Below are 15,829 nucleotides of genomic sequence, written 5' to 3' on the forward strand. Positions count from 1 at the left end.
AGTAAAGTTTCATCGTCTATTAAGTATAACCAATTAAAAAACATAAATTATGAGAACTTTAAACAACAATCAATTATCTAGTACGTCAACTGAAACAAAAAGCTTTACTTGGAATCAAAAAAGACGCTATAGATAATAGGGAACAATTTCATCAAATCAATCAATCAATCAATCAATCAATTATGAGAGTTTTATCAAAAATCGTCAACACATCAAATAGTTTAGATGATGACTTAAATACCATTAGACTTTAACATTGAATTACTTCAATTTTAGTCTAATAAAAAAGTCAGTTTCCTATTAAAGGAACTGACTTTTTTTATGATTAATAATTTTGAACTTATTTTTTAATAATCTTTTTGGTTATTGAACTAGTGCTTGTAGATAATTTTACAAAATAGATTCCACTTTGATATTGCGATATATTCAAAATGTGAGTTTCATTACTTTTCAAGTTTCCTTTGTTAATCTGTTTACCCAACGTATTAAATATCTCAAAATTCACACCTTCATTTAGATTGCTTAAATCAATATTTAGATTATCGTTAACAGGATTAGGATAAAAACGGATGAGTTGTTCTATACTAAACTCATTTACGCTTAGTGGATTTTGTGGGTTAAAGGTGACTGATTCTGAAGCCTCAAAATTTGCTCCAGATATTATTTCATTACCATTTTCATCCTCTAAAGTATAACTCCCATTACCATAACCACAGCAAATGCCATCATCTGCAGAATCAAAGATTGTAAAGGTATAACAGCCATCATAAGCAGGAATTGGAATTATCACTTGAATGTCTGTTTCACTTTGAAAATCAAACAAAGGCCCACTATTTATAAGAGTTCCAGAACTATTGGTAAGCTCCCAGGACGTTTCGTAACCATATTCATCTGTGGTAATATTAAAAACAACTTCAGACGTTACATAACTTGGTATAACTGTAAAATTAAATACATAACTATCATTAGACATATTCTCATCCGTTGTTCCATTTGGATTTGTAACGTTAATAGTGAACGTATGATCACCGGTAATTAAATTACTATAGTTTGGTGTTTCTAAAACGGCACTAGCTCCATTAGCTAAACTTCCGGTCCATGCAATTGTTGTAGGTGTTTCAGAATCTATATAATAAGATATATTAGCCGACGTAAGTTGTAAATTGCCAGAATTAATAAGTGTAACCTCTGGTGCAAAATCGGCTCCACATAAATCTGAACTATTAGTACCTGCAGAAACTTTTGCGTCATTGTCATAAGTTTGCAACGGTGGATACTGATCTAATATCTCAATACCAGAATCAGAAGGATCTAACCAGTCTTTAAGTTGCGATGACGCAGAACCGCCAAAATCCCATGCGACTCCAAAACGGCCATAAATATCAAATCCACCATTATCATTAGTACCACTACATGCTGCACTACCACCAGAAAGCATACCAATTAAATGACCTGTTTCATTAAATAAACCAGATCCCGATGACCCACCTTCAGTGACTCCTAATTCCCAATCATCTATTCTCCACATTTGAGCACTAGAATTTCCGTTAAAAGTGGTTGTAAATCGATATCCTCCTTCATCATTTCTAGAAACTTTCTGAATATCTCCACTTGGGTGATGAAATCCAAAACTTACCGCTGGTACTTGTGTTATAGATCTGTTCCAACCAGCCCAAACCAAATCATTATTGTTTTCAAAGAAACTAGGATCTGTAATTTCAACCAATTCCATATCAGATTTAGAACTACTTGCTCTAACTGTAGCACCACTAACAGTTTGGTTATATGTACCATTAGTACTATTTATCGATGTGCCACAAGACGGGTTTGGACTTCTCCAATTAAATCTAAACGACCAAGTACTTTCTCCTCCGCCACAGTGATTGGCTGTTAATAAATATGGAGTTCCATCATTATTTGTATTATTGATTAATGTACCAGAACACCAATCTGTACCAGCTCTTAAAATTAATGCGCCTGAAGTTTTTATATTTTCTTTTACAGTATTTAAACCATAAGGATCTGTTGTCGGCGTAATATCACAATCCACATCGAAATTACAAGAACCTGAATCATTTAATGCTTTTTGATATGTTTCTGCAGTACGATAACCATGTACAACTGAACCTACCGTGATTTTAGCTTCACCAAGAACATTTACTGGCTGATAATATTCTATATAAGCAGTATTTCCTTCTACTAACCACGTTCCTAAAACTTCTTCTTCATTATTATTATGATAAGTAAACGGTCTCAATAAATCAGTCTTTTCCTTATTATAGACATAAAGTTGTGCTCCTTCAGGAATTTTGAACACGTCAAACATAAAGTTTAAGGAATAAGCACCGTCAGATGTATAAGCCATTCTCCAGATACGATCACCATTTTCTAAAGTCGTCCACTCTCCTACGTCATTAAAATTATGGTCTACATAAATATCATGGCCAAATCTCCATGGTTTAGATTTGTTTTGGTCATTGATTACATCTTCATCTTGTAATTTTTTTAAATCGAAAGATGGAAGCTTAAAAGGCATCAAATCAGATATGTTATTTTGACTCCAACTTGGTGGTTTAATGTTTTCGGGTATTTGCTGGGCGAAAGAAAATGAGCAAGCAAATAAGAATACAAAAAGTAATTTTAATTTCATAAATGTGTTTTTTTTGAGTCATAAAAATAAGGATTTAATAACTTTTTTATGCTGTTTTTGAATTTTTAGAGATAAAAAAGAAAATATCTGCTCAACTATTAAATGATAAGCTGTTTGTTTTTAGTTATATTTCTAGCTATTTTTAGAAAAATAAAACCAACCATGTACAAAAAATCTATTCTCTATTTCAGTTTAATTCTTATGATTACAACGAGTTGCAAACCAGAACCTACTAAAGAAGATAATCTTATTGCTAAAGCTAAAGCCATACATAAACGTGTGATTACTTTAGACACGCATTGTGATATCAACGTTAAAAATTTTACAGATTCACTTAACTATACTCAAGAGTTGGATACGCAAATTACGTTGCCCAAAATGAAAGCAGGAGGATTAGATGTGGCTTGGTTTATTGTATATACGGGGCAAGATTCATTAAATGACGCAGGCTATAAAAAGGCTTATGATAACGCGATGTCTAAATTTAAAGCCATTCATAAATTAGTTGAAGATATTGCTCCTAACGATATAGAGTTAGCTGTGACTTCTGATGATGTAAGACGTATTAATGCTAAAGGAAAAAAAATAGCCATGATAGGAATAGAAAACGGCTATCCTATTGGATTAGATATTAGCAATGTTGAAAAATTCTATAACCTTGGGGCACGATATATGTCTTTATCACACAATGGGCATAGTCAACTTTGTGACAGTAATACCGGTGAAGCAGATGATGTTTGGCTTAATAATGGTTTAAGTGATTTAGGAAAACAAGTGGTTTCAGAAATGAACCGTTTAGGAATGATGATCGATGTGTCTCATCCGTCTAAAGAATCCATGAAACAAATGATTGAATTGAGTAAGGCTCCAATTATTGCTTCTCATTCTTCTGCGAGAGCACTTTGTAATCACAGTAGAAATTTAGATGATGAACAATTAGGTTGGCTAAAAGAAAATGGCGGTGTTGTGCAAACCGTTGCATTTACGTCTTATTTGAATACAGAAAAAGTAGATGCTAGAGATAAAGCATTAAATGAAATTGAGAAAAGAGTAATGGATTCTTTAGGAGCAGAATGGATGCCTATGCATGATATTGGGAAGTTACCTAATGGAGATGATAAAGATGCTTACATTCAGACGTTTATTAACATGAGAACAATTGTTAAAGAAAAAGCTAAGTCTATCAAAGACTTACCTCCTGCTGTAGATGTAACAGACTTCGTTAACCACATCGATTATTTGGTTGAAAAAATAGGCATCGACCATGTTGGTATTAGTAGTGATTTTGATGGTGGTGGCGGTATTGAAGGTTGGTCTGATGCATCTGAAACATTTAACGTGACTTTAGAGTTAGTAAAACGCGGTTACACAGAAAACCAAATAGAACAACTTTGGAGTGGAAACTTATTAAGAGTTTTAGATGAAGTTGAGGCTGTGGCGAAAGATATTCAATCAGAAAGCTAATTCCAATTTAAATGTTTTATAAAGAAAAGCCAGCTAATTGCTGGCTTTTCTTTTTTATTTTAATCTCATTTTCTTTAAGAATAAATGAATTCTTAATAGTCTAACAACTTTAACAATCCTTCCTCAAACTTTCCTTTAGCCATATATTGCTCCTCTAACTGACCAATAAAAGGAATCGGAGTTTCCATACTTGCTACACGTTTTACAGGCGCATCTAAATATTCAAAACATTCTTCCATAAGCATGGCAGAAAGATCACTTGCAATACCACCAAACAAAGAATCTTCTTGAAGGATAATAGCACGTCCTGTCTTTTTAACTGATTTAATAATAGCTTCCTTATCTAACGGCTGTAAGGTTCTTAAATCAATTAAATCGGCCGAAATATAAGGGTTATTCTCTAAAGTTTCTAGAGCCCAATGCACTCCTGCACCATAAGTAATAATGGTTACAGCGTCACCTTCTTTTAAAACGGCAGCTTTTCCAAATGGAATGGTAAAATAATCCGTTGGTACATCTTGACGAATACTTCTATACAACGCTTTATGTTCAAAGAATAACACAGGATTAGGATCATTAATAGCTGTTGCCAACAACCCTTTAGCATCATAAGGAAATGCAGGATATACGACTTTTAATCCAGGTGTTTTAGTAAACCATGCTTCGTTGGTTTGTGAATGAAATGGACCTGCTGCTACACCTCCACCACAAGGCATTCTAACGACAATATCGGCTTCTTGTTCCCATCTATAATGCGATTTTGCCAAATAATTTACTACAGGATTAAAGCCAGAAGTCACGAAATCTGCAAATTGCATTTCTACAACCGATTTTATACCTGAGATAGATAATCCCATGGCTGTTTCAACAATTGCCGATTCACAAATAGGTGTATTTCTAACACGGTCTTTTCCAAACTCTTCAACAAAGCCTTCTGTAATTTTAAAAACACCACCATATTCTGCAATATCCTGTCCCATAATAACAAGATCTTTATGCTTTCGCATGGATTGTTTTAAACTTTCTGAAATCGCATCAATAAATCGTAATTCTTTTGTGTCTTTGTTTGGTGTATGGTCTTTATAATCAAATGATTTGTATACATCTCTTAATTCAGTACTTTCACTTGGTATAATTTCTGGTTCAGCATAAGCTGTGTCTAATGCTGTATCAATTTCAGCTTTAATGTCGGCTATATAAGCTTCATCCATCTGTTGGGTAAGAATCTTTTTACTAAATAAAAAGCTTCTAAAATTTTCTATTGGATCTTTTGCTTCCCATTCGTCCATCAATTCTTTTGGAACATATTTTGTCCCACTAGCTTCTTCATGTCCACGACGTCTAAAGGTTTTGAACTCTATTAAAATCGGACGTGGTCGTTTTCTAATACTTTCTGCTAATTTTTGAACTTTCGTATAGGTTTCAATAATATTATTGCCATCTAAAATAAAAGATTCAATACCGTAACCTTTACCTCTATCGGCTAAATGCTTACAGTTATATTGCTCGTTTGTAGGAGTAGAAAGACCGTAACCATTATTTTCAATGCAAAAAATTACGGGTAAACTCCAAACAGAAGCAACATTTAACGCTTCGTGAAAATCACCCTCACTAGTGCCGCCTTCACCTGAAAAAACAGCTGTTATGTTACCATTATTCTTCAAAAGATTAGCTAAGGCAATACCATCTGCAACTCCTAATTGAGGCCCTAAGTGCGATATCATACCTACAATATTATACTCTTGTGTCCCAAAATGAAATGAGCGATCTCTACCTTTTGTAAATCCACTAGCTTTCCCTTGCCATTGACAGAATAAACGATGCAACGGAATCTCTCGTGTTGTAAACACTCCAAGGTTTCTATGCATTGGGAGAATATATTCGCTTGGTTTTAAAGCCATGGTTACACCAACGGAAATGGCTTCTTGTCCAATTCCCGAAAACCATTTTGATATTTTACCTTGACGTAAAAGAATAAGCATCTTCTCTTCTATTAGTCGTGGTTTCAACATATTATAATAAAGTTTTAATAACGTTTGGTCATTTAAACTTCGTTTGTCGTAAGCTATGTTACTTTTTGTAATTGTTGGCATAAATGTTATTTCTCTTATGTTTCAAATGTAAATAAAATTGCTTCAATAAACCATTAAACACTTCAAATTGTCAATAATTCCGACTCAATTTTTAGCACTATTATCGTTACATTTGTATATTGACAAAAATTTAAACACAAATCCCATGGATAGAATACCTAGTGTAGATTTAAAGGATTTCATTTCTGAAGATCCTAAACGAAAACAAAAATTTATAAATGATATAGGAAGAGCTTATGAAGACATAGGTTTTGTAGCTTTAAAAGGCCATTTTTTAGATGATGCTTTAGTTGATAGCTTATATGGAGAGGTAAAGAACTTTTTTAATTTACCTATTGAGGTAAAAGAGAGCTACGAGATTCCTGGTATTGGTGGTCAACGTGGTTATGTATCTTTTGGTAAAGAAAGTGCCAAAGGTAAAAAGGAAGGTGATTTAAAAGAATTTTGGCATTTTGGACAATATGTAGAAGATGATGAAGAACGCAGAAAAGAATATCCAGAAAACGTTGAAGTAAAAGAGTTAGAAGATTTTAATAAAGTAGGAAAGCAAACCTATCAAATGCTCGAAAAAACAGCGAAGTATGTGTTACGTGCTTTGGCGCTTTATTTAGATTTAGAAGAAACCTATTTTGATAAATATATCCATAACGGAAATTCTATTTTAAGACCAATTCATTATCCTCCAATTACCGAAGAACCTAAGAATGCGGTAAGAGCAGCGGCTCATGGCGATATTAATCTTATTACGTTGTTAATGGGAGCACAAGGTAGAGGCTTACAAGTGCAACGCAATGATGGAGAATGGATTGATGCTATTGCAGAGCCAGACGAATTAATGATAAATGTTGGTGATATGTTATCTCGACATTCTAATAATAAATTAAAATCAACAATTCACCGTGTTATAAATCCGCCAAGAGAACTTTGGGGAACATCGCGCTACTCGATGCCATTTTTTATGCATCCTGTAAGCGAAATGAAATTAGATGTTTTAGAGAGTTGTATTGATGAAGATAATCCAAAACAATTTGAGGATATTACGGCTGGCGAATTTTTAAACGAACGTTTAATTGAGCTTGGACTTATTAAAAAGTAGTATGCAGTCTTCAGTTTACAGGTAACTACTGAGAACTGAACACTAAAAACTTAAGACTGAACACTGAACAAATGGATTTACAAGACCAATTAAAAAATCTCTTCCCAGACCATGAACCAGAACATACAGATGATTCTGATTCGGTAAAGGAAAATTTATGGCTTCAAGACGACCCCATAATTTGTAAATATGAAAAGCGAAAAGGGAAACCTATCACCATTCTCGAAGGCTATACAGGAGCCACTGAAGATTTTAAAAAATTAGCTAAAGAGCTAAAAACAAAACTTAGTGTTGGTGGAAGTTTTAAGGATGACAGAATAATTATTCAAGGAGATTACAGAGATAAAATTATGACGATATTGAAAGAAAAAGGATTTAATGTAAAACGTGTAGGTGGTTAATTCGTATGGCTAAAAATTGTTTACATATTACTAATGGTAATAACCTCACAGATTATTTAAGAGATCTAGATTTTAAAGAAGATATTTTAACTTGGCAAGAGATGCTTTGTGAAGGACCAACTATTCCCGCTATAAATTCTAGAGCTTTTTTAAAACTTCGTGTTGAATTTCTTAAAGACTTTTACGAGATTGAAGTTAATACTAGAGAAATTCTCTCGGAATTATCTAGACTGGATGACTCTGAAAAGTACACCGAAATAAATCTTTGGTTTGAATACGATTTATTCTGTCACATCAATTTAATCGGTGTTATTAATCTATTGCACCAAAAAGAAATCAATAAACCTCTTTATTTAATTTGTAGTGGACGTGTAGAAGGTGAAAAACGCTTAAAAGGGTTGAGTGAACTTACACCAGAGCAACTAAAGCAACATTATAAAGAAAGGATTCTACTAACAAAAGAAGATATTGAATTAGCTATTGCCTTATGGAGAACGTATTGTGGTAAGGATCATAACATACTAAAACCTTATATTGTTAAAAATTCGAGTTTTAAATACTTGAGCAATTGCCTAAAGGCGCATTTAGAACGTTTTCCTTTTCAAAAAAGTGGACTTAGTGTTATAGAAGCTAATATTCTCAATATTGTAAAGGATAATTTTATAAAATCAAAAAATCATCTTTTAGGTTATAGTCTTAATTATCAAGGTTACTATGGGTTTGGTGATATACAGCTTGCGCGAATCATAGATAAATTAGATCTATTTTTTACGACAGATGAAAATGGTATTATCCTCAACAGAAAAGGCCATGAAGCCTTATTAAAACAACATAATTTTGCAAAAGAAATAAATAATGACATGGTTTATGGTGGTGTAAATCGCTTAAGCTTTCAATTCAATATTAAACAGAATAAACTCATAAAAACCATATTTAATGGCAATTAAAGACTCAGAACTTATACTAAATCCTGATGGTAGTGTTTACCATCTAAATTTAAAACCCGAAAATATTTCGGACACTATTATTTTTGTTGGTGACCAAGATCGTGTAGAAAAAATTACAGCGCATTTTGACAGCATAGAATTTAGCACTCAAAAGCGCGAATTTAAAACGCAAACGGGTTATTATCAAGATAAAAGACTAACCGTTATATCAACAGGAATTGGTCCAGATAACATTGATATTGTTTTGAACGAATTAGATGCTTTAGTTAATATCAATTTAGAAACTAGAGAATTAAAAACAGAACTTACAAGTCTAAATATTATTAGAATTGGGACTTCTGGCTCTTTACAGAATGATATTCCTGTAGATGCATTTTTAATAAGCACACATGCCTTAGACATTAATGGTATGTTACATTTTTATCAAATTGAAGGGATTAGTAACCCTGAAATAGAAGATGAATTTATTAAACATACGGATTGGGATAAGAATAAAGCAAGACCAATAATTATTAATAATAGTAAGTATTTAGAAAAATATTTTGAAGGAGACGAGATTCACAAAGGCATGACAGGAACAGCTGGGGGCTTCTATGGGCCTCAAGGCCGTGTATTGCGTTTGCCATTGCAAGATCCAGATCTTAACACTAAATTAGATAACTTTAGTTACAAGGATTATAGAATTACAAATTTTGAAATGGAAACTTCAGTTATTTATGGGCTTTCAAAATTATTAGGACATGAAGCATTATCGCTTAATGCCATTATTGCAAATAGAGCAAATGGGGATTTTAGCAAAGATCCTAAAAAAGTGGTCGATAAATTAATTTTATATGCTTTAGAGCGTATTGTTAATATTTAATAAGACGAATATATCATTCCTTAATTTAGGAGTAATTACCAAATCTAGTAAAGCATAAAATGAAAAAAGTAAATATCGGTGGTGTACCAGAACACTTTAATTTAGCGTGGTATCTAACACTTAAAAACGGTGAATATAAAGATAAGGATATCAATCTCAGATGGCATGATTATTATGGTGGAACCGGTGCTATGACTAAAGCATTACGTTCTGGAGAAATTGATATGGCTGTTATATTAACCGAAGGTATAGTTAAAGATATTATTGAAGGAAATCCTTCTAAAATTGTTCAAACCTTTGTTGAAACCCCTTTAATATGGGGAATTCATGTGGCTGCTGATTCTAAGTTTAAAACCATTGATGATATTAAAGGAAGCAGAGCCGCAATAAGTAGATATGGTTCTGGTTCACATCTTATGGCCTACATAAATGCTAAAAATAATAATTGGGACTTGGAAAATGACTTAAATTTTGAGGTCATTAAAAATTTGGAAGGAGCTATTAAAGGCTTAACAGAAGGTGAAGCTGATTATTTTATGTGGGAGAAATTCACGACGAAACCTATTGTCGATGAAGGAGTCTTTAGAAGAATAGATAATTGCCGTTCTCCATGGCCATGTTTTGTAATTGCAGTTAGACAAGAATTTATCGATAATAATGAAGACGATTTAAAAATCATTTTAGATATTATAAATGAGACAACTTCTGAGTTTAAATCCATCCCAAGTATCGATAAAACCATAGCAAATCGTTACGAACAAGAATTAGAAGACGTACAAGAATGGCTGTCGTTAACCGAATGGTCACAAAGCGTTATGGATAAAAATACTTTAGATAATGTGCAAGAGCAGCTTTATGATTTAAAAATCATATCTGAGAAAGTAGCGTATTCAAAATTGATTCATAAAACGCAATAGTATCCTTAATTTTAATTGTGAGAAATGAAATAGGTTTTTAACATTTAGGATGTTTTAAAACCGTAGTATTTAGACAGATAATTAATTAAAGTTAAAGTGTTTCTATTTATAATTTTCAATATTTCAAAAAATTAATTACATTTGTTTTCCTCTACATCAATATTATTGATAACCCAAATAGATAAATATGATTGTAAACATAGTTCTAATTTTATCTTGCTTAGTTGCTCTTAATTTTTTCTTATTAATCTTTAGTTGTAATAAAACAACAAAAAAAGTTGATATTAAGATCGCTGAACCTATTAAAGTTAATGATAGACTACATCAACCTATTAAACCAGAAAAATCTACTACTTTAATCTCCAGTCAATTACAGACTCGCCAACTTGCACCAACTGGGAGTTAGTTTTGCTAAAATGCCTATTGCCAAACCAATATCCTCTATTAGCGCTTAACGGCGATGGATGCCCACTTTCTAAAACAATATGTTTAGAGGTGTCGATTAGTTTCTTTTTCTTTTTAGCAAATCCTCCCCAAAGCAGAAACACAACATTTGTTTTTTCTGCACTAATTGTTTTTATTACTGCATCTGTAAATTGCTCCCAACCTTTCTTTTGATGACTTCCTGCTTCATGTGCTCTAACCGTTAACGTTGCATTTAAAAGTAGGACTCCTTGATCTGCCCAAGACATTAAATTACCACTTGTTGGATATGAAATTCCAAGATCTTGTTCTAGCTCTTTAAATATATTAACTAATGATGGCGGATGTTTTATACCGTTATTAACAGAAAAAGACAAGCCATTTGCTTGACCAACATCATGATATGGATCTTGACCAATAATCACGACTTTCACATCATTAAAAGTACAATGGTTAAAAGCATTAAAAACATCAGATGCTTTTGGAAAACAAGTATGCGTCTTATATTCGTGCTCTATAAAGTCCATTAAATCTTTAAAATAAGGTTTTTCAAATTCTGGATTAAGATGAGTTTTCCAGCTTTGGTCTATATTTACATTCATATATTAAAACAGATTATATCCTATTAAGATCTAAATTCACTACTAAATAACTCAGAATGAAAAATCTAAAATTCCCTTCTGCACAGACCATATTATTTATAATTGCGGGATTAGTAACACTTTTAACGTGGTTTGTTCCTGCGGGAAAATATGATACTTTAAGTTATAATGAGTCAACAAACAAATTTACACGTTTAAGTCTAGATAAGGAAATAAGCTTAACAGCAACCCAAGCATCATTAGATGATTTGAATATTAAAATTCCTGTTGAAAAGTTTACTAACGGCGACATTTATAAACCTATCAATATTCCTGGGACTTACAACAAACTAGAGCCTAAACCACAAAGTTTTTTTGATTTTGTAACCTCTCCAATTAAAGGGATTATTGAAGCATCAGATATTATTTTCCTTGTATTAATTATTGGCGGTTTAATAGGTGTTTTAAACAAATCAGGAGCTTTTGATGCTGCTATTGCACAATTAGCCATTGTCTTAAAAGATAGAGAACCTTTATTAATTATACTAGTCACTTCTCTAGTCGCTTTAGGAGGAACCACTTTTGGTTTTGCGGAAGAAACCATTGCCTTCTTCCCTATTTTAATTCCCGTTTTTTTAGCGGCAAAATATGATGCTCTTGTTGGTGTCGCTAGTATTTTTTTGGGTTCTGCAATTGGCACCATGTGCTCTACGATCAATCCTTTTTCTACAATTATAGCTAGTGATGCCGCTGGTATTAACTGGACCACCGGTTTATATGGTCGTATCTTCATGCTCTTTTTATGCTTAACGATTACCATTGCTTATATAATGCGGTACGCTAAGCGTATTAAAAACGACCCAAGTAAATCGCTTATTTACGACCAAAGAGAGCAAATTGCACAATTGTTTACTTTAAAAGATGTATCTCATGTTAATTTTAATTGGAGATTAAAATTGGCTTTGTTTGTTTTTACGAGTAGTTTCATTCTGATGATTATCGGTGTTTCAATTTTAGATTGGTGGTTTGTAGAAATGACGACTGTATTCTTAATTAGCGCTATAATTATCGGATTTATTATTCAAATCAGTGAAACAGATTTTATAGACACCTTTGTAAAAGGAGCTGGTGATCTTTTAGGCGTTGCACTTATTATCGGAATTGCAAGAGGTGTTACTGTGTTAATGACAGACGGATTAATAAGCGATACGTTATTGTATTACGCTAGCGATATTACCACCGGAATGAATAAAGGTGTTTTTGCGAGTGTTATGACCATCATTTATTCTGGATTATCATTTTTTATTCCAAGTTCTTCAGGAATGGCCGTTTTAACCATGCCAATTATGGCTCCTTTAGCTGATACTGTTGGTGTAGGTCGTGAAGTTGTGGTTAATACATACCAATACGGTTTAGGTTTATTTTATCTTGTTAATCCTACAGGATTAATTTTAGCATCCTTAGCCGTTGCCAAAATCAACTTTAGTAAATGGCTAAAATTTATAATGCCCTTGTTTATAGTATTAATAATTGTCACCTTAATCGTATTAGCGGCATCTTCATACTTATAGTATTACATAATATCCTAAATTTGCAATTCTAAAAAACGTACAATACTACATGATAAACATTCATGAAAAAACCTTAAACGACCTTGAGTTCTTTACGGTTTTAAATCAAATTAGCGCACATACATTGACAGCTTTGGGTAAAGAAGCGGTTTTGGCCATCCTTCCTTTTGAGAATAAAGACGTGTTGATGACCGAACTTGTTTACGTTAATGAATATTTATCATCCTTTGAAAATGACAACAGAATACCAAACCACGGATTCGACACCATTGCCAAAGAATTGAAATTACTTAAGATAGAAAACACCTATCTCGAAGTGGCTGGCTTGCAGAAAATAGTGAGCATGTCGTTGACCGTTAATTCTATTTTAAAGTTTTTAGAAAAATTTAAAGAGTATTATCCCAAACTTCAACAATTTGGTCAACATATTGAGGTAAATACAACTATTATCGAGCAAATTGATGCAGTTGTGGATCGTTTTGGTGATATAAAAGATGATGCTTCACCTCTACTTTCCAACTTACGAAAATCTATTAATCTGCTTAAAGGTAAAATTAATAGTAGTTTTTCTTCAGCACTACACACCTATCACAATCTAGATTATTTAGATGATATAAGAGAGTCTGTTGTAGATAATAAGCGTGTACTTGCTGTAAAAGCCATGTATCGCAGAAAAGTGAAAGGGGCGATAATGGGAGGTAGTAAAACCGGAAGTATTGTTTACATTGAACCCGAAACCACATTACAATACACCAGAGAGCTCAACAATTTAGAATATGAGGAGAAAGAAGAGGTTATTAAAATCCTTAAAGAACTAACGGATTTTATTCGTGTGTTTTTACCGCTTCTAAAAGATTATCAAGAATTTCTGATCAGTCTTGATATGATTTCGGCAAAAGCAAAATATGCACAGAGCATGAATGCGATTCTTCCAGAATTTTCTGAAGAGCGTAGTATGAACTTGCGAGATGCCTATCACCCTCTACTCTATTTAAATAATAAAGAAAAAGGAGAGAAAACGTTTCCGCAATCTATTGGTTTAGAAAAAGACAGTCGAATTATTGTCATTTCTGGTCCAAATGCAGGTGGAAAAAGTATCACTTTAAAAACAGTGGGCTTGCTTCAAGTTATGCTTCAAAGTGGTATGTTGATTCCTGTGCACGAGCGTAGTCATGTGTGTTTGTTTGATCGCATTCTTAGTGATATTGGAGATAATCAATCTATAGAAAATCATCTGAGTACTTATAGTTATCGCCTAAAACAGATGAATTATTTTCTGAAGAAGTGTAATAATAAAACGCTTTTCTTAATTGATGAATTTGGAACAGGAAGTGATCCAGAATTAGGTGGAGCTTTGGCAGAAACATTTTTAGAAGTCTTTTATGAACGTGAAGCTTTCGGAATTATAACGACACATTATTCCAATTTAAAATTATTAGCCAACGAGTTACCACACATTAAAAATGCCAATATGCTTTTTAATGAAAAAACTCTAGAACCAATGTATAAGCTAGTTGTAGGGCAAGCCGGAAGCTCATTTACGTTTGAGGTGGCACAGAAAAATGGTATTCCTTACAGTCTAATAAACAAATCGAAAAAGAAAATTGAACGCGGGAAAGTTCGCTTTGATGCGACAATTGCAAAGCTTCAAAAAGAACGAAGCAAATTAGAACGGACCGAACGCTCATTAAAAGAAAACGAAAAAAAGAAGATTTCTGAAGCTGATAAATTAGAAGAAGTAAACGCAAAAGTTCAGAAGAAATTAGAGAGCTTTCAAGAATTGTATGATTCTAACCAACGCTTAATTTACTTAGGACAGAAAGTTAATGACATTTCTGAAAAGTACTTTGAAGATCAGAAAAAACGAGAGTTGATGGCTGAATTATTTAGGTTAGTTCAGATTGAAAACTCTAAACGAAAAAAAGTGTCTGCGAAACAAAAACGTGCGGAAAAGCATAAAGAAACTCAAGTAAAACAAGAGGCAGAAAAGAAAGTTGAAGTCATCCGCAAAAAGAAAAAAGAAGCTAAAAAGAAAGCCAAACCAATAGAAAAACCAAAGGCTATTTTAAGAATTGGTGACAGAGTACGCATGCAAGATGGTAGAGCTGTTGGTAGTATTGATACCATTGAAAAAAACAAAGCCATCGTAAATTATGGCATGTTTACAACTAACGTGAGTTTAGATCAATTGGAACTCGTTGAAGCCGTAAAAAAATGATAGACATTCCAAATAACAAACAATTAATTCTCTTTGATGGAGTATGCAATCTGTGCAACTCTAGTGTTTTGTATGTTATTAAACGGGATAAAAAAGATAAATTCGTATTTGCCCCATTGCAAAGTGACGTCGGAGAAGAAATCATTAAAAAATTCAATATAAATACAGTCAACACCGATTCTATTTTACTGTATAATCCTAAAAAGGATCGTTTAACGTATAAATCTACAGCAGCATTATTGGTGGCTAAAGACTTAGGTTTTCCAACATGTATATTGTCTGTATTCTTAACTGTACCTACCTTTATTAGAAATTGGGTTTACAATTATATCGCTAAGAATCGTTATAAATGGTATGGAAAAAAAGAATCTTGTATGATTCCGACTCCGGAGTTAAAATCTAAATTTATAGCATAAAAAAAGCCTTTTCACAACCAATGAAAAGGCTTTTTTAAATTAACAACTTACTTAAAACTAATGTAAACAAAAACTTATCTCAACTCGATATTGAGGGTAATAATAGGTTGATTAATAGCACATTATTTTGTTACTGCAAATGTATGTACAATCTCTAGTTTACACATAAAAAACTCGATATAAGACTATA

Annotated in this window: 12 protein-coding genes; 9 read left to right on the forward strand and 3 right to left on the reverse strand. The window is 32.8% G+C overall.

The window, feature by feature from the left end; translation table 11 throughout:
* Positions 1–340: 340 nt before the first annotated feature.
* The gene (locus BLT80_RS11060) at positions 341–2,650 is read right to left on the reverse strand and encodes a T9SS type A sorting domain-containing protein (protein ID WP_092467894.1); all 2,310 of its coding nucleotides are present in this window, start codon (positions 2,648–2,650) and stop codon (positions 341–343) included.
* 162 nt (positions 2,651–2,812) lie between these two features.
* Between BLT80_RS11060 and BLT80_RS11065 the strand changes: the two genes are divergently transcribed.
* Positions 2,813–4,114: a dipeptidase gene (locus BLT80_RS11065; RefSeq protein WP_092467896.1), complete on the forward strand. Its 1,302-nt coding sequence runs from the start codon at positions 2,813–2,815 to the stop codon at positions 4,112–4,114.
* A gap of 92 nt (positions 4,115–4,206) precedes the next feature.
* Here the strand turns inward: BLT80_RS11065 and BLT80_RS11070 are convergent, their stop codons facing one another.
* Entirely contained in the window at positions 4,207–6,207 is a 2,001-nt protein-coding gene (locus BLT80_RS11070; protein ID WP_092467898.1) for an alpha-ketoacid dehydrogenase subunit alpha/beta, read from the reverse strand.
* 145 nt (positions 6,208–6,352) lie between these two features.
* Between BLT80_RS11070 and BLT80_RS11075 the strand changes: the two genes are divergently transcribed.
* The 5 genes from BLT80_RS11075 to BLT80_RS11095 all read left to right on the forward strand — a co-directional run bounded on the left by BLT80_RS11075 (position 6,353) and on the right by BLT80_RS11095 (position 10,430).
* Positions 6,353–7,303, forward strand: a complete 951-nt coding sequence (locus BLT80_RS11075) for an isopenicillin N synthase family dioxygenase (protein ID WP_092467900.1) — start codon at positions 6,353–6,355, stop codon at positions 7,301–7,303.
* A gap of 71 nt (positions 7,304–7,374) precedes the next feature.
* Complete coding sequence (locus BLT80_RS11080) at positions 7,375–7,704, forward strand: translation initiation factor (RefSeq protein ID WP_092467902.1); 330 nt, start codon at positions 7,375–7,377, stop codon at positions 7,702–7,704.
* Positions 7,705–7,709: 5 nt separating this feature from the next.
* Positions 7,710–8,651: a DUF1835 domain-containing protein gene (locus BLT80_RS11085; RefSeq protein WP_092467904.1), complete on the forward strand. Its 942-nt coding sequence runs from the start codon at positions 7,710–7,712 to the stop codon at positions 8,649–8,651.
* The gene (locus BLT80_RS11090; RefSeq protein WP_092467906.1) at positions 8,641–9,513 is read left to right on the forward strand and encodes a nucleoside phosphorylase; all 873 of its coding nucleotides are present in this window, start codon (positions 8,641–8,643) and stop codon (positions 9,511–9,513) included. The genes BLT80_RS11085 and BLT80_RS11090 overlap by 11 nt, the downstream gene beginning before the upstream one ends.
* Positions 9,514–9,572: 59 nt before the next feature.
* Positions 9,573–10,430, forward strand: coding sequence for a substrate-binding domain-containing protein (locus BLT80_RS11095; protein ID WP_092467908.1), 858 nt, complete (start codon positions 9,573–9,575; stop codon positions 10,428–10,430).
* A 350-nt stretch (positions 10,431–10,780) separates the two neighbouring features.
* On the opposite strand, the gene BLT80_RS11100 is transcribed toward BLT80_RS11095, so the two are convergent.
* Positions 10,781–11,455, reverse strand: coding sequence for a uracil-DNA glycosylase (locus BLT80_RS11100; RefSeq protein ID WP_092467909.1), 675 nt, complete (start codon positions 11,453–11,455; stop codon positions 10,781–10,783).
* 56 nt (positions 11,456–11,511) lie between these two features.
* Between BLT80_RS11100 and BLT80_RS11105 the strand changes: the two genes are divergently transcribed.
* From BLT80_RS11105 to BLT80_RS11115, 3 genes are read left to right on the forward strand one after another with little or no spacing between them, the layout of a single operon-like run.
* Positions 11,512–13,005: a YfcC family protein gene (locus BLT80_RS11105; protein ID WP_092467911.1), complete on the forward strand. Its 1,494-nt coding sequence runs from the start codon at positions 11,512–11,514 to the stop codon at positions 13,003–13,005.
* Between the two features lie 49 nt (positions 13,006–13,054).
* Entirely contained in the window at positions 13,055–15,223 is a 2,169-nt protein-coding gene (locus BLT80_RS11110) for an endonuclease MutS2 (RefSeq protein WP_092467913.1), read from the forward strand.
* Positions 15,220–15,639: a thiol-disulfide oxidoreductase DCC family protein gene (locus BLT80_RS11115; RefSeq protein WP_092467916.1), complete on the forward strand. Its 420-nt coding sequence runs from the start codon at positions 15,220–15,222 to the stop codon at positions 15,637–15,639. The genes BLT80_RS11110 and BLT80_RS11115 overlap by 4 nt, the downstream gene beginning before the upstream one ends.
* Positions 15,640–15,829 lie beyond the last annotated feature (190 nt).

The sequence above is a fragment of the Winogradskyella thalassocola genome (assembly GCF_900099995.1).
Taxonomy (GTDB): domain Bacteria; phylum Bacteroidota; class Bacteroidia; order Flavobacteriales; family Flavobacteriaceae; genus Winogradskyella; species Winogradskyella thalassocola.

Coding starts and splice junctions, on each gene's coding strand:
- BLT80_RS11100 (WP_092467909.1), bottom strand. CDS start 11,455: ATGAATGTAAATATAGACCAAAGCTGGAAAACTCATCTTAATCCAGAA.
- BLT80_RS11110 (WP_092467913.1), top strand. CDS start 13,055: ATGATAAACATTCATGAAAAAACCTTAAACGACCTTGAGTTCTTTACG.
- BLT80_RS11085 (WP_092467904.1), top strand. CDS start 7,710: ATGGCTAAAAATTGTTTACATATTACTAATGGTAATAACCTCACAGAT.
- BLT80_RS11105 (WP_092467911.1), top strand. CDS start 11,512: ATGAAAAATCTAAAATTCCCTTCTGCACAGACCATATTATTTATAATT.
- BLT80_RS11060 (WP_092467894.1), bottom strand. CDS start 2,650: ATGAAATTAAAATTACTTTTTGTATTCTTATTTGCTTGCTCATTTTCT.
- BLT80_RS11090 (WP_092467906.1), top strand. CDS start 8,641: ATGGCAATTAAAGACTCAGAACTTATACTAAATCCTGATGGTAGTGTT.
- BLT80_RS11075 (WP_092467900.1), top strand. CDS start 6,353: ATGGATAGAATACCTAGTGTAGATTTAAAGGATTTCATTTCTGAAGAT.
- BLT80_RS11065 (WP_092467896.1), top strand. CDS start 2,813: ATGTACAAAAAATCTATTCTCTATTTCAGTTTAATTCTTATGATTACA.
- BLT80_RS11080 (WP_092467902.1), top strand. CDS start 7,375: ATGGATTTACAAGACCAATTAAAAAATCTCTTCCCAGACCATGAACCA.
- BLT80_RS11115 (WP_092467916.1), top strand. CDS start 15,220: ATGATAGACATTCCAAATAACAAACAATTAATTCTCTTTGATGGAGTA.
- BLT80_RS11070 (WP_092467898.1), bottom strand. CDS start 6,207: ATGCCAACAATTACAAAAAGTAACATAGCTTACGACAAACGAAGTTTA.
- BLT80_RS11095 (WP_092467908.1), top strand. CDS start 9,573: ATGAAAAAAGTAAATATCGGTGGTGTACCAGAACACTTTAATTTAGCG.